A 23,424-nucleotide genomic window follows, 5' to 3' on the forward strand; every position below is an offset into this window, starting at 1 on the left:
GCCTCTGCCCTTAGAGCGTTTCACCGTTTGCCGGCGAAACGGTCTATCTCTTTGTTTGCCGGGCGGCTGGCGCCTCTTGTCAGCGCCAGCCCAGAGCCGGCGCGACGTGCTTCAGGATCGCCTCGATGACGTGGGCGTTGTACTCGACGCCAAGCTGGTTGGGGACGGTCAGAAGCAGCGTGTCGGCCTCGGCGATCGCTTCGTCCTCTTTCAGCTGATCGATCAGCACATCGGGCTCGGCGGCATAGGAGCGGCCGAAGACGGCAAGCTTCTCAGGCTCGATATAGCCGAAATGATCTTCGCTGCTGCCGCCGCCGAAATAGGCGCGGTCGCGGTCGTTCACCAGCGCAAAGATGCTGCGGCTGACCGACACGCGCGGCTCGCGTGTGTGGTCGGCCGCCTTCCACGCCGCGCGATAGGCGCGGATCTGTTCGGCCTGCTGGATGTGGAGCGGCTGGCCGCCCTCATCGAACTTCAGCGTCGAACTTTGCAGGTTCATGCCGAGCTTGCCCGCCCATTCGGCGGTCGCGTTGGTAGCGGCGCCCCACCAGATCCGGTCGCGCAGGCCGGCCGAGAACGGCTCGAGCCGCAGCATTCCCGGAGGATTGGGGAACATCGGCCGCGGATTGGGTTGCGCGAAACCTTCGCCGCGCAGCACGTCCAGAAACACCTCGGCATGGTTGCGCGCCATGTCGGCATCGCTTTTGCCGTCCTGCGGCACGTAGCCGAAGTAGCGCCAGCCGTCGATCACCTGCTCCGGCGAACCGCGGCTGATGCCAAGCTGCAGCCGGCCACCGGCGATCAGGTCGGCAGCACCCGCATCCTCGGCCATATACAGCGGATTCTCATAGCGCATGTCGATGACGGCGGTGCCGATCTCGATGCGGCTGGTGCGGGCGCCGACCGCGGCCAGAAGCGGAAACGGCGAAGCGAGCTGGCGGGCAAAATGATGGACGCGGAAATAGGCGCCGTCCGCGCCCAGCTCCTCGGCGGCGACGGCCAGGTCGATCGACTGCAGCAGCGCGTCGGACGCCGAGCGCGTCTGCGATTGCGACGAGGGCGACCAATGGCCGAAGGAAAGAAAGCCGATCTTCTTCATGCGCGCATCCTGTTCTTTGATTCCAGTTGCCTACTTCGTCGCCCACGCGATCGGGTTCAATCGACACTCACACAACGCAGTGTCAATGCCGCCGGCCCTTGACGGTTTCGCAACGATACCCATCGGTGCGCAAAGGACCAAGGCCATGGTCCCCGGCGATGCCTTGCGCGACCGCGTCAGCATCTGCCGCGGCGCTTTTGGGGCCAAATGAACCAACCAAAGGCGATGTACCGCAAACTCCATTCGCTTCAGAGCCCGGTTTTGAAATCTTCTCGCTCATTTAATTCTACAAAATCGGTAGGCTTAATGCGGATAGTGCGTCTGCGAGAAGGAGCCTCGGATGTCAAAAAAGCTGGTGGTGGGGTTGTCCGGCAACCTGACCCGTCCGTCCAAGACGAAGGCATTCGTCAGCCACATCGCCGGTGAGGTGGCGAGCCGGGCCGGCTCGGCTTTGAGCGTTTTCGACATCGAGGATCTCGGCCCGTCCTTTGCGCCTGCAAGACAGCTTGGCGATCTCGATCCGGCGGCGCGCGGTATTATCGAGCAGCTGCTCGGCGCCGACGTGCTGGTGGTCGGCTCCCCGACCTTCAAGGGCAGCTACACCGGGCTGTTCAAGCACTTCTTCGACCTGCTCGACCCGTCGTCGCTGCGCGGCAAGCCGATCATCCTGGCGGCAACAGGCGGCGGCGAGCGTCATTCGCTAGTCGTCGAACACCAGTTGCGGCCGTTGTTCGGCTTCTTCGAGGCGCAGACCCTGCCGACCGCGATCTACGCCTCGGACAAGGACTTTGCAGATGGCGTGCTGGTGTCAGAGGCAGTCAAGGCGCGAGCCCGGCAGGCGGTCGCCGAGGCATGCCGGGTGGCCGGCGTGCCCTACAGCGTCGTCCTTGCCGCCTGAAAACCAACGATCCGCGACGCAACATTCCATCCCGCATAGACCAGAAGGACGCCTGCAAATGACTCGAGCCAGCAAGTCCGATAGCAGGCCGCGGCAGATCAAGCTCGGCGCTTTCCTGCCCGGCGGCGGGCAGCATATCGCCGCCTGGCGTCATCCCGATGCGCCGGCCGACGGGGCCACCAATTTCGAGTTCCACAAGCAACTGGCGCTGACCGCCGAGCGCGGCCTGTTCGACGCCTATTTCCTGGCCGACAACCTGACCGTCGGCCTCGGCGCCCGCGAGGGCGGCAATGCCAAGATCGCCGGTTTCGAGCCGGTGACGCTGTTTGCGGCGCTGGCGCCGCTGACGACGCATCTCGGCTTCATCGCAACGGCGTCCACCACTTATGAGGAGCCTTACACGCTGGCGCGCAAATTCGCTTCGCTCGACCTGTTGTCGAACGGCCGCGCCGGCTGGAACGTGGTGACCTCGGCCGGCGACGAAACGGCACGCAATTTCAACCGCGACGTCCAGCCCAGCCATGCCGAGCGCTATGCCAGGGCGCATGAGCATGTCGAGACGGTCAAGGCGCTGTGGGACAGCTGGGAGGATGACGCCTTCATCCGCGACAAGCAGTCGGGCCGTTTCTACGACAAGGACAGATTGCACGACATCGACCACAAGGGCGAGCATTTCAGCGTCAAGGGTCCGCTCAACGTGCCGCGCCCGGTGCAGGGGCATCCGGTTGTCGTACAGGCCGGGCAGTCGGAAGACGGACGCGGGCTTGCCGCGCACTCGGCCGAGGTCATCTTCACCGCCCATCAGAAGCTCGAGACGGCGCAGGAATTCTACCGCGACATCAAGGCGCGCGTGGCTGAAGTCGGCCGCGATCCCGACCAAGTGCTGATCATGCCGGGCGTCGCGCCCTTCGTCGGCCGCACCGAGGACGAGGCCCGCGCCAAATACCAACAGCTCAACGACCTTATCCTGCCCGAGGACGGTGTTGCGCTCCTCAACGGTCTTGCCGGCCAGACGCTCGACATCAGGGGCTATCCGCTCGACGGCCCGTTGCCGCCGAGCAAGGAAACCGAAGGCATGAAGAGCCGCCAGGCGCTGATCCGGCAGATTGCCGACGAGCACAATTTCAGCATCCGCCAGCTTTACCAATGGGTAGCGACGGCGCGCGGCCACTACACCATCGTCGGCAGCGTCACGCAGGTCGCCGATCAGCTGGAGGAATGGTTCACCAGCGAGGCGGCTGACGGCTTCAACATCCTGCCGCCTTGGCTGCCCGGCGCGCTCGACGATTTCGTCGACCTGGTCATTCCCGAACTGCAACGGCGCGGCCTGTTCCGCACGGCTTACGAAGGCCGCACGCTGCGCGAGAATCTCGGCCTCAGGCGCCCGGAAAATCCATGGACCGTCGCCCGCTCGACCGTCCTTGCCGCCGAATGACCTTGGCATCGAAGGGGTGAAGCAATGACGCTGCAGCACATCGATCGGCAGATCACGGTTCGCCGCAGTGGTGGCGAAACCGGGCTCGGCACCGACTTCCTGAACCTCGGCAGCAAGGCGGCTGTTCGCTTCCTGAAGCGCTACGGCGTGCTTGCCGGCTTCCTGGCGCTCTGGCAGGTGGCGAGCAGCGTCGGCTGGGTCAACGCGGCGGTGCTGCCGCCGATCGACATGATCGTCGTCGCACTCTGGAAGGGGCTTGCCGGCGGCAGCCTGCTCGGCGACATCGCCATCAGCCTGCAACGCGCCGGCATCGCCTTTGCGGCGGCTGTCGCCGTTGCCATTCCGCTCGGCCTGTTCATGGGCCAGGTGCGCCCGGTCGAAACCGCGCTCGATCCGATCCTGCAGGTGTTCCGGCAGACGTCGGCGCTGGCGCTCTATCCGGTGTTCATCCTGCTCTTGGGACTTGGCGAGACCTCGAAGATCTTCGTCATCTTCTGGGCGACGCTGTTTCCGCTGCTGCTCAACACCACCAGCGGCGTCAAGGAAGTCGATCCCAAGCTGCTTGAAATGGCGCGCGTCTATGGTGCGAGCCGGCTCACCGTGTTTCGCCGCGTCGTACTGCCGGGCGCCGTGCCGTCGATCTTCGTCGGCTTGCGGCTGAGCGCCACCACGGCGCTGCTGCTGCTGATCGCGTCCGAGATGATCGGTGCCAACAAGGGCATCGGCTTCCAGGTGATGAACGCGCAGTACAATTTCCAGATCCCGCTGATGTTTGCGGCAATCGTCATCCTCGCCGGGCTTGGCCTGATCGCCAACCAGGCATTGGTCACCCTGCAGCGGCGGCTCTGTCGCTGGAGCAATCCTGTCAACTGAGCAGTCCGCCCCTCACCGTTTACCTCCAGGAAGGACCCGATCATGAAAATCACCCGCCGTTCGCTGCTTGCCGGCGCGCCGCTTGCCGCCGGCCTCATCGCCGCCGGCCTGCCGCGCATGGCCTTTGCGCAAGCCGCAGCCGTCAAGTTCCGCTACCTCGCCAGCCGTGGCAGCATCTCCCCGCACGAGCTGGCCGACGAGCTTGGCTACTTCAAAGGGCTCGGCGTCGAGCTGGAGAATGTCGGCTATTCCTCGGGTGGACCGGAATCGCTGTTTGCGCTGTCTTCCGGCAGCGTCGACATCGGCTCGGCCGCCACCGCGGCGGTGATCAACTCGATCTCCGGCGGCAACGACTTCGTCGCGGCGTATCCGAGCAACGGCATCAACAAGGATGTGAAGAGCGTCTTCTACGTGCTGGAAGACAGCCCGATCAAATCGATCGCCGACATTGCCGGCAAGACCATCTCGGTCAACACGCTCGGCGCTCATCTCGACTATACGGTGCGTGAGGCCCTGCACAGCGTCGGCCTGCCGCCGACCGCCGCCAACCTCATTGTCGTGCCCGGCCCGCAGCTTGAGCAGACGCTGCGCTCGCGCCAGGTCGACATTGCCGGCCTCGGCTACTGGCAGGCGACCTTTGCCGGCGCGCTGGTCGCCAACGGCGGCGTGCGCGGCGTGTTCGACGACACCCAGGTGCTCGGCGAACTCGCCGGCGGCTTCGTCGTACTCAGGCGCGACTTCATTGCCGCCAACCCGGATGCGGCGCGCAACTTCGTCGAACAGTCGGCGCGCGCCTCGGACTGGTCGCGCCAGAACCCGGACGAAGCCCGCAAGGTGCTGGCCACTATCCTCGACAAGCGCGGCGAAAACGGCGATCTCGCCCGCTACTGGACCGGCTTTGGTCTGCGCGAAGGTGCGCAGGCGACCGATCGCGACATCGACTTCTGGGTCGCCGTGCTGGAGCGCGACGGCCGTCTAGCCAAGGGCAAGCTGAAAGCCGCCGACATCCTGTACCGGCCCGGCGAAACCAAGATCAACTGAGCTTTGAAATAGCTGAGAGACAAGATGGCCGGTTCCAACCGTGGCGGAGAGGTCTCGATCCGCGACCTGTCCAAATCCTTCAGCCTCGGCGGGCGCCAGCTTGCCGTGCTGCGGACGCTCAACCTCGACATTCGTTCGGGGGAATGCCTGGTCATCGTCGGCGCCAGCGGCTCCGGCAAGACCACGCTGCTGCGTATTCTGGCCGGGCTGGAGGCGGCCGACAGCGGCGGTGTCGCGATCGACGGCCAGCCGGTGCATGGCGTCGGCGCCGAGCGTGCCGTGATTTTCCAGGAGCCGCGGCTGCTGCCGTGGCTCAGCGTGCTCGGCAATGTCGCGTTCGGCCTCGAAGTGCGCGGTGTTCCCAAGAGGCAGGCCGAGGAACGCGCCCGCTTCTACGTCGCACTGGTCGGTCTTGCTGAATTCGCGGATGCTTTTCCGAGCCAGCTTTCCGGCGGCATGGCGCAGCGCGTCGGCATCGCCCGGGCGCTCACCGTGCAGCCCGAAATCCTTCTGCTCGACGAGCCGCTGGGGGCGCTGGACGCCATGACCAAGATAGGCATGCAGGAGGAACTGGCGCGCATCTGGAGCGAGGAGAACGTCACCATGGTGATGGTCACCCACGATCTGGAGGAGGCGATCTATCTTGCCGACCGGGTGCTGATCCTGCCCAAGGAGAAAGGCGGCGCGGCGCGGTTGATCGACATCGACCTGCCACGCCCGCGCGAGCGCAGCGAGAGCCGCTTCGTGCGCTATCGCGAAGAACTGCTGCGCGAATTCGGCCTGCACTGATCGGGGAAGGGGCCAGCCGTGGCTCCCCCGGAAGATTAGCTCTCGCGATTATTGCTTGGTGAACGTGCCCGTATAGGTTCGGTCGGCAAGCCCATAGGTGACGGCCAGCGTTCCGTCCGCCTGAATGACCGCGCTGACGTCCGCGCCATTGGGAAGGCGCCGCAGTTTCAACGTGTTGCCGAAAATCTTGCCTTCGCCGTCGGCCACGCCCGGTTTGTTGTCGGCGACATCGCCCCAGGCATAGGTGGCGGTGACATTGCCGCCGCGCGTAATCGTCAGCACGGCGAGCTTGCCGTCATACATCCCGTCCAGCTGTCCGCCCCATATGCCGGAAAACGCGACATATTTGGCCGGGACGCCTTCGCCGGGCGGCATAACCCGCACGGATGGATCGAGGACCGCCGCACCATCAGGAGCAGAGATCGCGGCAGGGGCCATGTGCTGAGGTGCGGGCGCTGGCGGCGGCGATGATGGTTCAGGCGCCGACTGGCAGGCGACAAGCATGAATGCCGCGAAACCGAGCGTCGGAAAGAGACTGTTTGGTGGAGCCAATCGGGATCGAACCGACGACCTCTTGAATGCCATTCAAGCGCTCTCCCAACTGAGCTATGGCCCCACTCCGGCAGTCAGCCGTCGCCGTTGCCGGCGAGAGGTCCGGCGCGGGTTTCAGGACCGCGCCGTTTAGTGCAGGCGGCTTCTAACCCCGCCTTCCCTGAAGATCAAGCCTTCGAGGCCCGCTTTTTCATCATAGCCCGTGAACGCCGCTAAATGCATGCGTTCGAAGCGTTCCTAGACTTCGTCGTCGTCGTCGCCGACGCCGATCATGTCGGCGACGTCGTCGTCTTCTTCCTCTTCGTCGGCAAGGAAAGTATCGTCCTCATCGTCGCCTAGATCGACATCGTCCTCGTCGTCGCCCAGGTCGGGAAGCTCGTCGCCGGCCTTGACGTCTTCGTCGGCCTCTTCAAGCGAGACGACTTCAACGCCTTCTTCTTCCTCGGCGTCCACTTCCTTCTCGGCCACTTCCTCTTCCTCTTCGAGGGCGGCGATCTTGCCGTCCTCGAAATAGGAACGCGGATACGTCTTGCCCGTATAGGGCGAGACGATAGGGTCCTTGTTCAGGTCGTAGAATTTTCGGCCCGTTTCAGGGTCGACACGCTTTGTGCCAAGTTCGTTTTTTGCCACGTCAAGCCTCGTCAGTAAAAGAGTGGTCCCCTTAACCACAGTTTACCGCGCTGTCAAAGCGAAAAGCCGGCGTCACAAAACCAAGCACTGAAAGGCCTCGCGCCAAGCGACGACCATGGGGATGACCATTCGTGCCCGCCGTGATACGAGACCGCCGCAACAAATGAAAAGCGCCGGTGCGCCGGCATTCCGTCCAGGGAAATTCCATGTCTCACGCCGCCGCTGCCAAGCCGGCCACCGCCCGCAAATCATCCGCCCTTTCCGGCACCGCTCGCGTGCCGGGCGACAAGTCGATTTCGCACCGTTCCATGATGTTCGGCGGCCTTGCCTCCGGCGAAACCCGCGTCACCGGCCTGCTCGAAGGCGAGGATGTGATGCGCACGGCGGCCGCCATGAAGGCGATGGGCGCGCATATCGAGAAGCGCGGCGCCGAGTGGGTGATCCGCGGCACCGGCAATGGCGCGCTGCTGCAGCCGGAAGGCCCGCTCGATTTCGGCAATGCCGGTACCGGCTCCCGCCTCACAATGGGCCTCGTCGGCACTTACGACATGGAAACGACCTTCATCGGCGACGCATCGCTGTCGGGACGGCCGATGGGCCGCGTGCTCGAACCCTTGCGCCAGATGGGCGTGCAGGTGCTGAAGGCGACGCCGGGCGACCGCATGCCGATCACGCTGCATGGGCCGAAACACGCCGCACCCATTACCTACCGCGTGCCGATGGCCTCGGCGCAGGTGAAGTCGGCCGTGCTGCTGGCAGGCCTCAACACGCCCGGCATCACCACCGTGATCGAACCGGTGATGACGCGCGATCATACCGAAAAGATGCTTAGGGGATTTGGCGCCAATCTCTCGGTCGAGACCGACGAGCGCGGCGTGCGCCACATCTTCATCGAGGGCCAGGGCAAATTGACGGGGCAGACCATCGCCGTGCCCGGCGACCCCTCCTCGGCCGGCTTCCCGCTGGTCGCGGCACTGATCGTGCCGGGTTCGGACATCGTCATCGAGAACGTGCTGATGAACCCCACCCGCACCGGCCTGCTTCTAACGTTGCAGGAAATGGGCGGCCAGATCGACATCTTGAACCCGCGCAATGCCGGCGGCGAGGATGTTGCCGATCTGCGCGTGCGCTACTCCGAGCTCAAGGGCGTCACCGTGCCGCCCGAGCGGGCGCCGTCTATGATCGACGAATATCCGGTGCTGGCGGTTGCCGCGAGCTTCGCCGAGGGCGAGACGTTGATGCAGGGGCTGGAAGAGCTGCGGGTGAAGGAATCCGACCGACTGGCAGCGGTTGCCAATGGGCTGAAGCTCAACGGCGTCGACTGCGCCGAAGGCGAAGCTTCGCTCGCGGTGCGCGGAAAGCCCGGCGGCAAGGGGCTGGGCGGCCATCCCAATGGCCAGGACACGACGGTGCAGACGCATCTCGACCATCGTATCGCCATGAGCTTCCTGGTAATGGGGCTGGCAACGGAAAAGCCGGTGACCATCGACGACGCCGCCATGATCGCGACGAGTTTCCCGGAGTTCATGGGTCTGATGACGGGGCTCGGTGCGGAGATCGGGTAGGTTGATGCCAAGCGCAAAGCAAGCAGAGATGTCGGCGGGACAGCGCCCCCCTCTGTCCTGCCGGACATCTCCCCCTCAAGGGGGGAGATCGGCCGTCACAGCGGCTTTCGCCAGTTTTCGAAATTGCAGGAAAGAGTGGGGCGCAGAAGCTTCTGATCTCCCCTCTGGAGGGGGAGATGTCCGGCAGGACAGAGGGGGGCGCGAAGGATCGCGGCGTCTGTCTTTCGTGTTGGCCCGCCAATGACCTTCACCATCGCCATCGACGGTCCCGCCGGCGCCGGCAAAGGCACGCTGGCCCGACGGCTGGCCGACCACTACCGCCTCAACCTGCTCGACACCGGCCTCACCTACCGCGCCGTCGCCTATGCGTTGATCCGGCACGCGCTGCCACTCGACAATGTCTCAGCAGCCGAAACCGCCGCGCGCCAGGTCGACCTGGCACAGCTCGACCGGGCGGTGCTGTCGGCGCATGCGGTTGGCGAGGCGGCCTCGAAGGTCGCGATTTACCCTACCGTCCGGCGCATCCTGGTCGAAAAGCAGCGCGATTTCGCCAGGACACCGCCAGGCGCGGTGCTCGACGGGCGCGACATCGGCACGGTCGTGTGCCCTGACGCCGACATAAAGCTCTATGTGACGGCGAGCGCCGAAGTGCGGGCGCAGCGCCGGCTGGCCGAGATCGAGAGCATCGGCGGCACCGCCGATTTCGCCGAAATCCTTGCCGATATTGTGCGCCGCGACGAGCGCGACATGGGCCGCGCCGACTCGCCGCTGAAGCCGGCGGCGGACGCGCACTTGCTTGATACCTCCGAAATGGCTATAGAGGCCGCGTTTCTAGCGGCCAAAGCGATCATCGACGACGCCCTGGCCAAGAGAGACAAAGCCTGATCCAGGGTTTTCCCGCTCCACCGATTGCCGGAAGCGAAGAAAATACCCATATCGGGCACGAACCAGCCTGCCAGCATTCTTCATGCGCCGGAATTGCCGCTTAGGCGGCCCAGGGCTTTTGTAGCCCGGAACGCCGGCAGGCCAACGCAACGCTAACCCACGGCGCCCGTCCCGCAAGAGATGCGGGGCACTCCAGGAGAAAATATGTCAGCTGCAAATCCCACTCGCGACGATTTCGCGAGCCTGCTCGAAGAATCATTTACCGCCGGCCACTCCGGCGAAGGTCAGGTCGTCAAGGGCACGATCCTGGCGATCGAAAAAGACATGGCCATCATCGATGTCGGCCTCAAGGTCGAAGGCCGCGTGCCGCTGAAGGAATTCGGCGTCAAGGGCAAGGACTCGACGCTCAAGGTCGGCGACACGGTCGAGGTCATGGTCGAGCGCATCGAAAACGCGCTGGGCGAAGCCGTCCTGTCGCGCGACAAGGCCCGCCGCGAAGAGAGCTGGGTCAAGCTCGAAGAGAAGTTCACCAAGGGTGAGCGCGTCGAAGGCGTCATCTTCAACCAGGTCAAGGGCGGCTTCACCGTCGACCTCGACGGCGCCGTGGCCTTCCTGCCGCGCAGCCAGGTCGATATCCGCCCGATCCGCGATGTCTCTCCGCTGATGCACAACCCGCAGCCCTTCGAGATCCTCAAGATGGATCGCCGCCGCGGCAACATCGTGGTGTCGCGCCGCACCGTGCTCGAGGAAAGCCGCGCCGAACAGCGTTCGGAAATCGTGCAGAACCTCGAAGAAGGCCAGGTTGTCGAAGGCGTCGTCAAGAACATCACCGATTACGGTGCGTTCGTCGACCTCGGCGGCATCGATGGCCTGCTGCATGTCACCGACATGGCATGGCGCCGCGTCAACCACCCGACCGAGATCCTCAACATCGGTCAGACGGTCAAGGTGCAGATCATCCGCATCAACCAGGAAACCCACCGCATCTCGCTCGGCATGAAGCAGCTCGAGAGCGATCCGTGGTCCGAGATCGGCACCAAGTTCCCGATCGGCAAGAAGATCAAGGGTACCGTCACCAACATCACCGACTACGGCGCGTTCGTCGAGCTGGAGCCGGGCATCGAAGGCCTCATCCACGTTTCGGAAATGTCGTGGACCAAGAAGAACGTGCACCCCGGCAAGATCCTGTCGACGACACAGGAAGTCGACGTTGTCGTGCTCGAGGTCGATCCGGCCAAGCGCCGCATCTCGCTCGGCCTCAAGCAGACGCTGGAAAACCCGTGGCAGGCTTTTGCCGCGAGCCATCCGGTCGGCAGCCAGGTCGAGGGCGAGGTCAAGAACAAGACCGAGTTCGGCCTGTTCATCGGCCTCGAAGGCGACGTGGACGGCATGGTGCACCTTTCCGACCTCGACTGGACCCGTCCGGGCGAGCAGGTCATCGAAGAGTACAATCGCGGCGACATGGTCAAGGCGCAGGTGCTCGACGTCGACATCGACAAGGAGCGCATCTCGCTCGGCATCAAGCAGCTGGCCAAGGATACGGTCGGCGAAGCCGCGACTTCAGGCGAACTGCGCAAGAACGCTGTCGTCACCTGCGAAGTCACCGGCATCAAGGATGGCGGTCTGGAAGTGCGGCTGGTCGACAGCGGCATCGAGACCTTCATCAAGCGCAACGACCTCAGCCGTGACCGTGACGAGCAGCGCCCCGAGCGCTTCTCGGTCGGCCAGAAGCTGGACGCCCGCGTCATCGCCTTCGACAAGAAGACCCGCAAGCTGCAGGTCTCGATCAAGGCGCTGGAAATCGCCGAAGAGAAGGAAGCCGTCGCACAGTACGGCTCGACTGACTCCGGCGCTTCGCTGGGCGACATCCTTGGCGCCGCGCTGAAGAAGCAGGGCAGCTAAGCCGCTTCGCGCGCAGCGCGTAAGTCGCTTCGCGCAAGCGTAAACCTCGGCTGCGCCTCACGCGCGGCTTGAACAAGAAGACCCGCGGGCCGCAAGGCTCGCGGGTTTTTTCATGCTCGGCGACGCGGTTGGCACAAGACAAAGACGGCGGAACCCCTTCAATTCCGCATGCGCGGCTGTAGGCTCGGCTGTCGTTGCAGACGTAAACACGGAAGTCCGGCCCTTCGGGCAACAGGGAAGCATGCGCGATGAAGGTCGTCGAACTCTATCGCTATCCGGTCAAGAGCCTGCGCGGCCATGCCGTGCCGAGCGCCGACATCGAGACAATGGGCATGGAAGGCGACCGCCGTTGGATGGTGATCGACAAGGATGGGCAGTTCCTCACCATTCGCCAGATACCTGATATGACGACGATCGACGTCGAGCATCGCGGAACGGGCATCCTGTTGAAACATGACAGGCATGGCTCGCACTTCGTCGAGGCACCGGCTCCCGGCACCGCGCTCCGGCAAGTCAAGATCTGGAAGGATATGGTTGCCGCGCGGCCGGGCGATCCGGCCGCCGGCGCCTATCTCTCGGCTATTCTTGGCCGGCCCGTCGATCTCGTCTATTTCGACGATCCGCGAAACCGGCCGGTCGATGCGGAATTCGGCCAGCCTGGCGATTACGTCGGCTTTGCCGACGGTTTTCCGCTGCTGATCGCCACGACGGGCTCGCTGAACCATCTGAACAGCCATCTTGGCAGGCGCATCGAGATGGCGCGGTTCCGGCCAAACATCGTCGTCGACGCAGACGGCGCATGGCTCGAAGACAGCTGGAAGACGATCCGCATCGGCGCTGTCGAGTTGCGCATCGCAAAGCCCTGCTCGCGCTGCGTCATCACCACCCGAGATCCGTTGAGCGGCGAGCAGCCGGACCCGCGCGAGCCGTTGCAGACGCTTGGCAAACTCCACCGCTCCGCCAAGGGCGGCATCATCTTCGGCCAGAATGCCATTCCCAACAACGCCGGCACGATCGCCATCGGCGACGCAGTCGAGGTCGTGGAAGCGGGGGTCTCGAACCTGACGTAGTCGCAGCCCTTCTAATGCCGTGGAGGCGTCGGCGGGTCGCCATGATTGAATGGCCAACCTCCGCTGTAGATCAGGCGAGGTCGGCAAAGGCCGCCATCGGAAGCCAAACCAAATGAGCCGCTCTGCGCGGCGGAACTTCAGGCGCGGCCGTAGAGCGGCGCCAGCGTTCCGCTCATTGCCAGATTGGCCGGTGATGCCAGATAGGCGATTGCCTCGGCGGCGGCTTCGAGGCTGACCCATCTGCCGAAATCGGCGTCCGGCATGTCGGCGCGGTTGGCTGGCGTATCGAGCGTCGAGGGCGCCACCGCGTTGACCAGTATGCCTTTGTGCTTCAGCTCTTCCGCCATCGCCACGGTCATCGCCGCCACCGCCGCTTTGCTGGCGGTATAGGCGACCATGCCGGCGCCTCGGCGCGGGTCGAGCCCAGCACGCGCCGTGACATTGACGATGCGGCCTGCAGTGGCCGAGCCAAGCATGGAGCGCACCGCCGCGCGGCAGCACAGAAAGGCGGTGCGGGCGTTGGTGTCCATCATTTCGGCAAAGGATGCGGATTCGATTTTCTCGACGGGGGCCATGGCGAAGCCGCCGGCCAGATGGATGGAGGCCCACAATTCGGGAACGCTGTCATAGAAGGCATCGACCTTGGCAGGATCGGCGAGATCGACATTATGCGCCAGCCGGACGCGATCATGGGCCGCGAAGGGGAAATGCGTGGGGGCCGACGCGTGGGCATTGGGCACATGGCAGATCGCGCCGTCCGCCAGCAATTTGCCGACGACCGCGGCACCCAGCGCCCCGGTGCCACCGGTCACCACGATATGCTTGCCCTGAACTGTTTCCGTCATCCTGGACGCTCCTGTCGTTTCTTATATTATGTCGCTTGTCGTGCCGCGCCGACGCAGAGCGTCGCGCCTTTTGCACGATCACTCAACCGACATCTCGACATGGCAGTTGTTGCGTCTTTGCATCGCTCGAAGCCGCCGACCGCCCCTTCCGACCCCCGCGCATGGACGTACGGCGCGCGGCCAGGCGTCAGTCGATGGTGATTTCGAGGACGTGCGGCAGTCTGGTTGCGCGTGCGCGTTTGAGCGCATCGGCGAGACCGGCAGTACCGGCAAGCCGCTCGGCTGATATGCCGTAGGCCTCGGCCAGCTTGCAGAAATCCGGCGGCGCCGGGGACACGCCGACCGGCTCGACGCCGACATCGAGCATCGACGTTTCGATCTCGCGATAGCCTCTGTTGTTCCAGACGACGAAGATGACCGGTGCGGGTGCATCGAGCGCCGCGCCTAGCTCCGGCAAGGTGAACTGGAAGCCGCCGTCGCCGGTCAGGCAAACCACCGGCACGCCGGGCATGGCGAGCGCTGCGCCGATCGCCGCCGGCGGCCCGTAGCCGAGCGCGCCGAAACCGGTGGCGGCGTTGAACCAGCCGCCTGGCCGGTCATGGTCGTAATAGAGATTGGCGGCGTAGATCGGCTGCGTGGAATCGCCGACGATGATTGCGCCCGGCAGTGCGTCGCGGATGGTTTCCACCGCACGCACCTGCGCGGCATAGGCCGGGCTGAGCTCGGCAAAGGCCGCCTTCCTCGACGCGGCTGCGCGGCTCTCGCCGTTCTTCGCCGCGGCATGATCAGGGTGGAGCGCGCCAAGCAGTGCGCCAAGCGCCTCCGCGCAATCGGCCTGGATGCCGACGCTCACCGGGCGGCGGGCGAGCTGGTCGGCGCCGATATCGATGCGGATCAGGTTGGCGGGCAGCACGAAGCCGCCGTCGCTGTAACCGTCATAGTCGGTCGGGCCGAATTCGGTGCCGGCAGCGATGACCAGATCGGCGTCTGCCATCAGCGCACGCACCGCCTTCAGGCTGGGGCTGGCCGGCACGCAAAGCGGATGCGCGTGCAGCAGACCGCGCGCATTGGCGGTCTGGACGACAGGTGCGCCGAGCCGCTCGGCCAGGCGCTGCAGTGGCTGTTCGGCGCGCTTGGCGCCGCCACCGGCAAGGATCAGCGGCCGGCGCGCGGCTGCGATCAGTTTGGCTGCCTCGGCAATGGCTGCGCCATCCGGCGCCGGCGGCGCCGCATTGGTGAGCGAAGCAGCGATGCCGTCGGCCGGTTTGACCATGACGTCGGTCGGGATCTCGATATGGACGGGGCCCGGCCGCGACGACGAAAACAGCGCGAAGGCCCGCGCCAAAGCGCCCGGCAATTCGCTGGCCTCGGTGACACGCTGCGAAAACAGCGCCACTTTCTCCATCATGCCGCGCTGGTCCGGCAGCTCATGCAGGAAGCCCAGCCCCTTTCCCAGCGTCGGCATCGCGTTGACACCCGAAATCACCAGCATCGGCACCGAATCGGCGCGCGCCTGGCCCATTGCGGTGATGGTGTTGGTCAGCCCCGGTCCGGTGATGACAAAGGCAACGCCCGCCCGGCCGCTGGCGCGGGCATAGCCGTCGGCCATGAAGCCGGCGCCCTGTTCGTGACGCGGCGTGACATGGCGTATCTTTGAACGCGCCAGCCCGCGGTAAAGCTCGACAGTGTGGACGCCAGGAATGCCGAAAACGGTGTCGACGCCATGCGCTTCGAGCAGCGTGATCAGCGCTTCGCCGATGGTGGTCATGGCTTCTCTCCCTTTTGCGGCGCGAGGCCGAGCTCGGCCTCTATGGCTTTGACGCCGATCGCCGCCAATTCGCCAGGCGAGAACATCTCTGCGGCCAGACAGCCTTCGATCCAGAGCCCGTCGATGATCGCGTTGATGGCAATGGCATGGCGGCGCAGTTCATCTGCGTTTGGCCTGCGCTGCTCGGCGCCGAGCACTTCGGCAACGACTGCTTCCACCTCGTTGCGAAAGCCGAGATAGCCTTCGCGGTGGGCGCGAGCCAGGCTCGGATCCGCGCCGGCGCGGCCGATGAAGGTTGCCCACAGCGAAAACACGCGTGCATCGATGATCGGCGCGTTGAGGTTGGCAGTAACGAAGGCCGCAAGGCGCTGGCGCGGCGAGGCGTTTTCCATGAGCAATGCCGCCTTCGCCTGCTCGATCATGCGGCCCATCAGCGCCGCGTAGGCTTCCTGCAGCAAGTCTTCCTTGCCGGGGAAATAGTGCCGGATCAGCCCGGCGGTGACGCCGGCGCGCAATGCGATGGTGCGCAGGCTGGCGCCCTCCAGCCCATGTTCGGCCACGCTGTCCAGGGTCGCGTCGATCAGATCCTGCCGCCGCCGCTCCTCGCCCTCGCGGCGGAACTTGCGGCGCTCATTCATTGCCGCAGGATGGGCCGCGTCAGGCATGTCGGCCCACCTTCGCAGGCGATGCAGAGCGCATCCGCCTCGAAGATTTGAACCGTGCAGCCGGCGGCTTCCATCGCGGCCTTGGTCTTGGGAAAGCCGGCGACGGCAATGACCTTATGCGGGCTGGTCGGCAGCACGTTCAGGCTGAGGCCGTTCGAAGCGGCAAACTCTTCGGCGTCGCCTTCCACCAGCCGGATGCCGCGCGCCTTCAGCAACTGATAGAACGGCGCCGGCAAAAGCGGTGAATAGACCAGGGCCAGGTCGTCGGCCAGCGGGCTGATCACCGACATCAGATGCAGGCACGCCTCCTCGCCCTGCCACAGCGGCAGATCGAAACCGTAGACGGAAATGCCGAGCGGCGTCAGCAGATTGGAAACCTGCTGTATGCCTTCCTGGTTGGAGCGCACCCCGCGCCCGATCACCAGCGTGCTGGCATCCAGCCATACGCAATCGCCGCCTTCGACCTGCCCGGGAGCCTGGACGCGGCCGAGGATGGGAATACCCAGGCGTGTGTAGGTTTCCTCATGCAGCGATGGCTCCCGGGCGCGCAATGGCTTGCCCATGGACAGGATCAGCGCGCCGCGGTCGGTCATCAGCGACGGGTCGTGGGTGAATACGGAATCCGACAGCCCGTCGGCCTTGTCATCGATCCATTCGATTTCGGCGCCGGACGCCGTCACCAGCTCAGCGAGAGCCGCGTGCTGCGCCGCCGCTTTCGCCGGGTCGAAACCCGGGCCATAGTGCCAGGTAGCCCGGTCGGCACCGCGCATGGCATTGGCCGCCGACCGCATCAGCACGCGCCGCAACGGCGCCGCCATGGACTGTGATCCGAAAGCGCTCATCAGTGCCCTTTTCAATGCCGTGTTCAAGGTGAAAAAATTGGAAAAAATTTCATCGGAGGCTATTTATACACTTGCACAATAAGGCCGCAAGTGCCGTAATGAGCGGGATTGACGGGCTCGCGCTGTTGGGTCCATGCTGAAGTCTGGAGTGGGCATTACAGCGTATGTTGATTAGCCGGATAGACGTTCGACGATCTGCCGTGGACCCTGTGGCAGAGGTTCCCCGGTGAGCGCGGCGGGAACCGCCGCAGTCCAATCCGGCAAGGCGCAGGACGGCGCCGCCGAAGCCATCCATGTCGAGAACCTGCACAAGAAATTCGGCCAGCTGCATGTGCTGAAAGGCGTTTCGCTGTCGGCGCGCGACGGCGAGGTGATCGCCATTATCGGCGGCTCGGGTTCCGGCAAGTCGACGCTGCTGCGCTGCATCAACTGCCTGGAAAACCCGACCAGCGGCATCATCCGCGTCAATGGCGAGGAGATCAAACTCAAGGCCGACAGCCACGGCCACACCGTGCCCGCCGACCGCCGGCAGATCGAACGCATCCGCGCCAAGCTCGGCATGGTGTTCCAGAACTTCAACCTGTGGAGCCACATGACGCTGATCGAGAACGTCATCGAGGTTCCGGTGCATGTTCTGGGCGTCAGGCGCGACGTGGCGATCAGGGAAGCCGAAAAGCTTTTGGCGCGCGTCGGCCTCGCCGAAAAGCGCGACGTCTATCCGGCCTATCTCTCGGGCGGCCAGCAGCAGCGCGCGGCGATCGCCCGCGCCCTGGCCATCAACCCGCGCGTCATGCTGTTCGACGAGCCGACCTCGGCGCTGGACCCGGAGCTGGTCGGCGAGGTGCTGAAGGTGATCGGCGACCTGGCGCGCGAGGGCCGCACCATGGTGCTGGTCACGCATGAAATGAAATTCGCCCGCGAGGTCGCGACCCATGTCGTCTACCTCTGCAACGGGCTGGTCGAGGAAGAGGGGCCGCCGGAGCAGATATTCGGCGCACCGAAATCCGAAAGGCTGAAGCAGTTCATCCGCAACATCGGCTAGGAAGGCCGGGACGGAAGAAAACCGGGAACCAACAACAAACTGGGAGTCGTGACATGAAGACTGTTCTGAAAACATTCGCCGCAGCGCTGCTGCTCGGCGTCGCCGCCATGGGCGTGGCCAAGGCCGATCCGGTCAAGATCGGCGTCGCCGCCGAGCCCTATCCGCCCTTCACCTCGCCGGACGCTTCCGGCAAATGGGTTGGCTGGGAAATCGAGTTCATCGACGCCGTCTGCGCCGAGGAGAAGCTCGACTGCGTCATCACGCCTGTCGCCTGGGACGGCATCATCCCGGCGCTGACGACCAAGAAGATCGACGTCATCGCCAGTTCGATGTCGATCACCGCCGAACGCGAGAAGACCATCGACTTCTCGGATAAGTACTACAACACGCCGACCGCTATCATCGGCCCGAAGGACCAGAAATTCGGCGCCACGCCCGACGATCTCAAGGGCAAAGTGCTCGGCGTGCAGGTGTCGACCACCCATTCGGCCTATGCCAAGAAGCATTTCGGGCCCACGGCCGCCGAGATCAAGGAATACCAGACCCAGGACGAAGCCAACAACGATCTGGCCGCAGGCCGTCTGGACGCGGTGCAGGCCGATTCGATCGCGCTCGACGCATTCCTGAAGTCGGACCAGGGCAAGGCCTGCTGCGATCTGAAGGGCATGGTGGCTCCGGACGATGAAGTGCTCGGACCGGGCGTGGGCGCCGGCGTGCGCAAGGAAGACACCGACCTTAAGGCCAAGATCAACGCCGGCATCAAGGCGATCCGCTCGAACGGCAAATATGACGAGATATCGAAGAAATACTTCGATTTCGACATTTACGGTGGTGGCGGCGCGCAGTCGAACTGACGATCCTCGCATGAGCTGAGGGGCATGGCGCCAACGCCATGCCCCCTCCTGCCCGACCTTTCCCAGACATGCTGCCACCGACGCTGCCGTCGGCGGTGGTTGAAGCCAGCAATCCGGGGGCGACGCTGATCGACGCACTTCTTTCGGCCTCGGCGGCCGGCATCATAGAACTTCTCTCGCCCAATCCGCCGGGCTGGGGCGGCACGCTGTTGCTTGGGCTGCTCCATTCGATCGAGATCGCGCTCGGCGCCACGGTCCTTGGTCTCCTGATCGGCACCGGTGGCGCCTTTGGCAAACTTTACGGCGGGCCGGTCGTACGCGACTTGCTGGCGGTTTACACCACCATCGTGCGCGCCGTGCCCGAACTGGTGCTGATCCTGCTGCTCTATTATGCCGGAACAGACCTGATCAACCAGGCGCTGACGGCAATGGGCTACCAGCGCGTCGACATCAGCGGCCTTGCCGCGGGCATCGCCGTGCTCGGCTTTGTCCAGGGTGCCTATTCGACCGAAGTGATCCGCGGCGCCATCCTGGCCATACCGCAGGGCCAGATCGAAGCCGCCCGCGCCTATGGCATGTCACCCGGGCTCATGCTGCGGCGCATCACCTTGCCGGCGATGCTGCCCTTCGCCATACCCGGGCTCGCCAATCTGTGGCTGATCGCCACCAAGGACACAGCCCTTCTGGCGGTCGTCGGCTTTTACGAGCTGGCGCTGGCGACGCGGCAGGCTGCGGGGGTCACCAAAGCCTATTTCACCTTCTTTTTCGCCGCGGGCGTGCTCTATCTCATCTTGTCGCTGGTTTCCAACCTGCTCATCGGCCGCGTCGAGGCCTGGTCGCGGCGCGGTATGCCGTCGCTCAAGGATGCGCGCTGATGGCCGGAGAAGCGACCATCATCAACGCTGCCGCGCGGACGTCGCTGTGGCTGCAGCCGCATCGCATCGTGCTGATCCTGGTCGCAATCGCGCTGGTTTTCGGTGCCGCCTTTTTCATGCGCTGGGACTGGCTTCCGCAATATTATGAAATGGGACTGATCGGCATCTGGCGCTCGCTGTGGATCCTGGCCGTCACCTGCTTTCTCGGCTTCCTGCTCGCCGTGCCGCTCGGGCTCGCGCAGGCCGCCGGCTCTTTCTGGTTTTCCGCGCCCGCCAGGACATTCTGCACCGTCATCAGGGGCACGCCGCTGCTGATCCAGCTATGGCTGCTCTATTACGGGCTAGGCTCGCTGTTTCCGCAATTTCCCTGGATCCGCGAATCCTGGATGTGGCCGTATCTGAGGCAAGCCTGGCCTTATGGAGTGCTGGCACTGACCTTGTCCTTCGCCGGCTATGAGGGCGAAGTGATGCGCGGCGCCTTTGCCGGCGTGCCGAAGGGGCAGTTAGAGGCGGCCCGCGCTTTCGGCATGAGCCGCTGGAAGATTTTCCGCCGCATCTGGCTGCCGCAGGCCATCTACCGGGCGCTGCCGACGCTGACCGGCGAAACCGTGCTGCAGCTGAAGTCGACGCCGCTGGTGGCGACGATCAGCGTCATCGACATCTTCGCAGTCTCGTCCAAGGTCCGGCAGGACACCTACCTCACCTACGAACCCTTGCTGCTTTTGGCGCTGATCTACATGATCATCACCGGCCTCCTGGTGTTTGCATTCAGCAAGATCGAGGCGCGCATACCGAACAAGGTGGGCTAGGGAATAGTGAGTAGGCAGTAGTGAGTAGTCAGCATATGACCGGGAAACCGCTTGCTTTCGCTACTCCCTACTGACTACTCCCTACTCACTCACCACCAATCGGGTCCGCAACATGCAACTCTCTCTCGATCAGGCAACAGGGCTGTGCCGGATGGCGGCGCTCGGCGCCGGCGCCAATGAGGAGGCGGCGAGGTCGCTCACCGCCTCGATCATTGCCGCCGAGGCGGAAGGGCTTTCGACCGTCGGGCTGACCCATTTCATCGATTACCTCGAAGCGCTGGAAGCCGGCCGCATCGACGGCAATGCCGATCCCGTGATCACCAGGCCGGCGCTCGCCGTCTATCAATCCGATGCGCGTGGCGGCCTCGCCCATACCGGCTTCGACCGCACCATCGATGACCTTGCCAAGGCGGCAAAGCTGTTCGGCGTCGCCATCTTCTCGCAGAAGAACGCTTATACCTGCGGCGCACTAGGCTATTTCACCGGGCGTCTGGCGCAACTGGGATTGGTCTCCTTCGCCGCCACCAACGGGCCGGCGGTGCTGGCAGGCTCGGGCTCGGTCAAGCCGGTCTATTGCACCAACCCGATGTCGTTTGCGGCACCCGCCGCCGATGGCGCGCCGCTGGTCATCGACCAGTCGTCGAGCGCCACCGCCTTCGTCAACATCCGCAAGGCGGCCGAGGACGGCAAGAAGATCCCCGAAGGCTGGGCGCTGGACGCCAGCGGCAATCCGACCACCGATCCGGCCGCGGCCATGAAGGGCGCCATGCTGGCCTTCGGCGGCCAGCGTGGCGCCAACATCGCGCTGATGGTCGAAGTGCTGGCGGCTGGCTTGTCGGGCGCCAACTGGTCGCTCGACGCGCCCTGGTTCTCCGGCGGACCGGACAGCCCCGGAACCGGCCTGTTCGTGCTCGCCGTCGAGCCCAAGCTGCTCGACCCGGATTTCGAGCAGCGCATGAAGGACCAGCTCGACCGGCTGCGCCGGCGCTTTGGCGTGCACGTGCCGGGCCGGGCGCGGGCCGAAGCGGCCGAGAAGGCGCAGGCGCGCGGCATCAATGCCTCCAAAGCCGTGGTGCAGCGCATTTCCGAATTCGCCGAGCGCTATTCGGGCTGAAGCAGTCCTGCGACAACGAATTTTTACGCGACCTGGCTGAACCTTTCTACCGATCGCAACGACCAATAGCTGCCGGGTCGGGTTTGCCCGGTCGGTGTCTTCTGTCGGATGCGTTTAGGGCCCGGGCGGGCGTATGCCGTCTCAGGTTACCCGCCCCGTTGCGCTCTGTCTCGACCGTTGCGTCACGCGGAAAACGCCGCTTCGGCGGGGTTTTCTGCGTTCGTGCTCTGTGTGCTAAAACTTGATGGCGGAAGTTAACTTTTGTTAACTTGACTTGCCGGGAACCATCGGGCGTTTGCAAGGGATCGTCACAACAACAGGAGCTACGATGTCCGCAACCACCGACGCTTCCCGCGGCAAACTTATCGTTCCGGTGTTTGGCCGCCTGTATTCGTCGCTGCATGATGGCGCCGAAACCCTTCTGCGCGTCGTCGCCGGCGGGTTTCTCACCATTCACGGCTCGCAGAAGATCACCAACCCTTTCGGCGCCGCCGAGATGGTCGAAGGCCTCGGCTTCTATCCCGGCGCGTTCTGGTCGCTGCTTTTGTCCTGCACCGAATTCTTCGGCGGCATTCTGATCGCCATCGGCCTGTTGACTCGGCCCGCCGCCTTTGCCGGCATGATCGTGCTGCTGGTCACCGTCTGGTTCCACTGGATCACTGTCGGCCAGGGCTTTTCCGGCGCTGAAAAGTCGCTTCTATGGGCGGCGATCCTGCTGTTCTTCGTTATCCGCGGCGGCAACCGCCAGTCGGTCGACGCGCGCCTCGGCAAGGCGTTCTGAAGGGTCCATAAGAGGGTGGCAGCGACGACGCGTCACCCTTTGCCTTTGGCCCAAAACGGACTATGAAACGGCTTCAGCCAAGCTTTCGAGCGCCGGAGCCAGCCATGACCGAAATCCTGCAGATCCCCAAGCTCGTGGTCGTCTTCGGCGGCTCCGGCTTCGTCGGCCGCCACATCGTGCGAGCGCTGGCCAAGCGCGGCTACCGCATCAGGGTGGGGGTGCGCCGGCCCGATCTCGCGGGACATCTGCAGCCGCTCGGCAATGTCGGCCAGATCCAGCCGGTGCAGGCCAATGTGCGCGTGCGCTGGTCCGTCGACCGCGCCGTGCAGGGCGCCGACCATGTCATCAATCTGGTCGCCATCCCGCATGAAAGCGGCCGGCAGAAATTCAACACCGTGCACGAATTCGGCGCCCGCGCCGTCGCCGAAGCCGCGCGCTCGGTCGGCGCAGGACTGACCCATATTTCGGCGCTTGGCGCCGACCTCAACGCCGAGTCCGACTATGCCCGCACCAAGGCGCTCGGCGAAAAGGCCGTCCTGGAGACGATCCCGGACGCCGTCATCTTCCGACCGTCGATCAATTTCGGACCCGAGGACAGTTTCTTCAACCGCTTCGCCGACATGGCGCGCTATTCGCCGGTGCTGCCGCTGATCGGCGGCGGCCAGACCAAGTTCCAGCCGGTCTATGTCGGCGATGTCGCCGAAGCGGTGGCGCGTTCGGTCGAGGGCAAGATCAAGGGCGGCCAGATCTATGAACTCGGCGGGCCGCAAGTGCTCACCTTCAAGCAGTGCATGGAAGAGCTGCTCACCGTCATCGAGCGCAAGCGGCTCCTGGTGCCGGTGCCGTGGTGGATGGCCAATCTGCAGGCCTCGATCCTCGGCCTGCTGCCCAACCCGTTGCTGACCAAGGACCAGGTGCTGCTGCTGCGCCAGCCCAACATTGTGTCGGAGGAGGCCAACAAGGCCAACCGGAACCTTGCCGGCCTCGACATCCAGCCGCAGTCTATCGGCACAATCCTGCCCAGCTATCTCTGGCGCTTCCGCGCCGCAGGCCAGTTCCAGCGCAAGCCCGCCGGCATCGCGTAACAAGG

24 protein-coding genes and 1 tRNA gene are annotated in these 23,424 nt (G+C 64.6%); 16 read left to right on the forward strand and 9 right to left on the reverse strand.

Features of this window, described 5'->3' with window-relative positions:
- Positions 1-79 precede the first annotated feature (79 nt).
- The gene (locus ACYG9Z_RS16155; RefSeq protein WP_023745836.1) at positions 80-1,099 is read right to left on the reverse strand and encodes an LLM class flavin-dependent oxidoreductase; all 1,020 of its coding nucleotides are present in this window, start codon (positions 1,097-1,099) and stop codon (positions 80-82) included.
- An 82-nt stretch (positions 1,100-1,181) separates the two neighbouring features.
- Entirely contained in the window at positions 1,182-1,379 is a 198-nt protein-coding gene (locus ACYG9Z_RS16160) for a hypothetical protein (protein WP_155923261.1), read from the reverse strand.
- A gap of 60 nt (positions 1,380-1,439) precedes the next feature.
- Between ACYG9Z_RS16160 and msuE the strand changes: the two genes are divergently transcribed.
- Genes msuE through ACYG9Z_RS16185 form a run of 5 tightly spaced genes read left to right on the forward strand, consistent with a single transcriptional unit; the run spans position 1,440 to position 6,135 of the window.
- Entirely contained in the window at positions 1,440-1,997 is a 558-nt protein-coding gene (gene msuE / locus ACYG9Z_RS16165) for an FMN reductase (RefSeq protein ID WP_023683545.1), read from the forward strand.
- A 58-nt stretch (positions 1,998-2,055) separates the two neighbouring features.
- Entirely contained in the window at positions 2,056-3,432 is a 1,377-nt protein-coding gene (locus ACYG9Z_RS16170) for an LLM class flavin-dependent oxidoreductase (RefSeq protein ID WP_023683544.1), read from the forward strand.
- A 24-nt stretch (positions 3,433-3,456) separates the two neighbouring features.
- A complete protein-coding gene (locus tag ACYG9Z_RS16175; RefSeq protein WP_023711343.1) occupies positions 3,457-4,305 on the forward strand; it encodes an ABC transporter permease in 849 nt (282 codons plus the stop codon).
- A gap of 42 nt (positions 4,306-4,347) precedes the next feature.
- The gene (locus ACYG9Z_RS16180; RefSeq protein ID WP_023732650.1) at positions 4,348-5,346 is read left to right on the forward strand and encodes an ABC transporter substrate-binding protein; all 999 of its coding nucleotides are present in this window, start codon (positions 4,348-4,350) and stop codon (positions 5,344-5,346) included.
- 24 nt (positions 5,347-5,370) lie between these two features.
- Entirely contained in the window at positions 5,371-6,135 is a 765-nt protein-coding gene (locus ACYG9Z_RS16185) for an ABC transporter ATP-binding protein (RefSeq protein WP_023671311.1), read from the forward strand.
- A 48-nt stretch (positions 6,136-6,183) separates the two neighbouring features.
- On the opposite strand, the gene ACYG9Z_RS16190 is transcribed toward ACYG9Z_RS16185, so the two are convergent.
- The 3 genes from ACYG9Z_RS16190 to ACYG9Z_RS16200 all read right to left on the reverse strand — a co-directional run bounded on the left by ACYG9Z_RS16190 (position 6,184) and on the right by ACYG9Z_RS16200 (position 7,317).
- A complete protein-coding gene (locus tag ACYG9Z_RS16190) occupies positions 6,184-6,519 on the reverse strand; it encodes a hypothetical protein (RefSeq protein WP_245259937.1) in 336 nt (111 codons plus the stop codon).
- A gap of 156 nt (positions 6,520-6,675) precedes the next feature.
- Positions 6,676-6,751 (reverse strand) — tRNA-Ala (locus ACYG9Z_RS16195).
- Between the two features lie 173 nt (positions 6,752-6,924).
- Entirely contained in the window at positions 6,925-7,317 is a 393-nt protein-coding gene (locus ACYG9Z_RS16200) for a TIGR02300 family protein (RefSeq protein ID WP_023683538.1), read from the reverse strand.
- A gap of 206 nt (positions 7,318-7,523) precedes the next feature.
- Here ACYG9Z_RS16200 and aroA point away from each other — a divergent pair, with 206 nt between their 5' ends.
- The 4 genes from aroA to ACYG9Z_RS16220 all read left to right on the forward strand — a co-directional run bounded on the left by aroA (position 7,524) and on the right by ACYG9Z_RS16220 (position 12,739).
- Positions 7,524-8,882, forward strand: a complete 1,359-nt coding sequence (gene aroA, locus ACYG9Z_RS16205; RefSeq protein ID WP_023671314.1) for a 3-phosphoshikimate 1-carboxyvinyltransferase — start codon at positions 7,524-7,526, stop codon at positions 8,880-8,882.
- 240 nt (positions 8,883-9,122) lie between these two features.
- Positions 9,123-9,767 (forward strand): (d)CMP kinase, encoded by a 645-nt coding sequence (cmk, locus tag ACYG9Z_RS16210; RefSeq protein WP_023752474.1) that lies wholly within the window; start codon positions 9,123-9,125, stop codon positions 9,765-9,767.
- 204 nt (positions 9,768-9,971) lie between these two features.
- Positions 9,972-11,669, forward strand: a complete 1,698-nt coding sequence (rpsA, locus tag ACYG9Z_RS16215; protein ID WP_023703671.1) for a 30S ribosomal protein S1 — start codon at positions 9,972-9,974, stop codon at positions 11,667-11,669.
- 248 nt (positions 11,670-11,917) lie between these two features.
- Positions 11,918-12,739 carry an MOSC domain-containing protein gene (locus ACYG9Z_RS16220; RefSeq protein ID WP_023746537.1) on the forward strand — a complete coding sequence of 274 codons (822 nt, stop codon included), beginning with the start codon at positions 11,918-11,920 and terminating at the stop codon, positions 12,737-12,739.
- 137 nt (positions 12,740-12,876) lie between these two features.
- On the opposite strand, the gene ACYG9Z_RS16225 is transcribed toward ACYG9Z_RS16220, so the two are convergent.
- From ACYG9Z_RS16225 to ACYG9Z_RS16240, 4 genes are all read right to left on the reverse strand, one after another.
- On the reverse strand, positions 12,877-13,584 hold the full coding sequence (locus ACYG9Z_RS16225; RefSeq protein ID WP_023739672.1) for an SDR family NAD(P)-dependent oxidoreductase: 708 nt from the start codon (positions 13,582-13,584) through the stop codon (positions 12,877-12,879).
- Positions 13,585-13,771: 187 nt separating this feature from the next.
- Positions 13,772-15,352, reverse strand: a complete 1,581-nt coding sequence (locus ACYG9Z_RS16230; protein WP_023746538.1) for a 5-guanidino-2-oxopentanoate decarboxylase — start codon at positions 15,350-15,352, stop codon at positions 13,772-13,774.
- Positions 15,349-16,017, reverse strand: a complete 669-nt coding sequence (locus ACYG9Z_RS16235) for a TetR family transcriptional regulator C-terminal domain-containing protein (RefSeq protein ID WP_023746539.1) — start codon at positions 16,015-16,017, stop codon at positions 15,349-15,351. The genes ACYG9Z_RS16230 and ACYG9Z_RS16235 overlap by 4 nt, the downstream gene beginning before the upstream one ends.
- Positions 15,987-16,859, reverse strand: a complete 873-nt coding sequence (locus ACYG9Z_RS16240) for a dimethylarginine dimethylaminohydrolase family protein (RefSeq protein WP_023725952.1) — start codon at positions 16,857-16,859, stop codon at positions 15,987-15,989. The genes ACYG9Z_RS16235 and ACYG9Z_RS16240 overlap by 31 nt, the downstream gene beginning before the upstream one ends.
- Before the next feature lie 226 nt (positions 16,860-17,085).
- On the opposite strand from ACYG9Z_RS16240, the gene ACYG9Z_RS16245 reads away from it, so the two are divergent.
- From ACYG9Z_RS16245 to ACYG9Z_RS16275, 7 genes are all read left to right on the forward strand, one after another.
- Positions 17,086-17,901 carry an ABC transporter ATP-binding protein gene (locus tag ACYG9Z_RS16245; RefSeq protein ID WP_023693139.1) on the forward strand — a complete coding sequence of 272 codons (816 nt, stop codon included), beginning with the start codon at positions 17,086-17,088 and terminating at the stop codon, positions 17,899-17,901.
- A 53-nt stretch (positions 17,902-17,954) separates the two neighbouring features.
- Complete coding sequence (locus ACYG9Z_RS16250) at positions 17,955-18,755, forward strand: transporter substrate-binding domain-containing protein (RefSeq protein WP_023671323.1); 801 nt, start codon at positions 17,955-17,957, stop codon at positions 18,753-18,755.
- A gap of 209 nt (positions 18,756-18,964) precedes the next feature.
- Positions 18,965-19,630 (forward strand): ABC transporter permease, encoded by a 666-nt coding sequence (locus ACYG9Z_RS16255; RefSeq protein ID WP_031253443.1) that lies wholly within the window; start codon positions 18,965-18,967, stop codon positions 19,628-19,630.
- Positions 19,630-20,439: an ABC transporter permease gene (locus ACYG9Z_RS16260; protein ID WP_023703668.1), complete on the forward strand. Its 810-nt coding sequence runs from the start codon at positions 19,630-19,632 to the stop codon at positions 20,437-20,439. The genes ACYG9Z_RS16255 and ACYG9Z_RS16260 overlap by 1 nt, the downstream gene beginning before the upstream one ends.
- Positions 20,440-20,551: 112 nt before the next feature.
- On the forward strand, positions 20,552-21,553 hold the full coding sequence (locus ACYG9Z_RS16265; RefSeq protein ID WP_023752473.1) for an Ldh family oxidoreductase: 1,002 nt from the start codon (positions 20,552-20,554) through the stop codon (positions 21,551-21,553).
- Between the two features lie 328 nt (positions 21,554-21,881).
- Positions 21,882-22,334: a DoxX family protein gene (locus ACYG9Z_RS16270; protein WP_023700422.1), complete on the forward strand. Its 453-nt coding sequence runs from the start codon at positions 21,882-21,884 to the stop codon at positions 22,332-22,334.
- A 104-nt stretch (positions 22,335-22,438) separates the two neighbouring features.
- Entirely contained in the window at positions 22,439-23,419 is a 981-nt protein-coding gene (locus ACYG9Z_RS16275) for a complex I NDUFA9 subunit family protein (protein WP_023732640.1), read from the forward strand.
- The last annotated feature ends 5 nt before the right edge of the window (positions 23,420-23,424 follow it).

It is taken from the genome of Mesorhizobium sp. RSR380A (assembly GCF_054719385.1).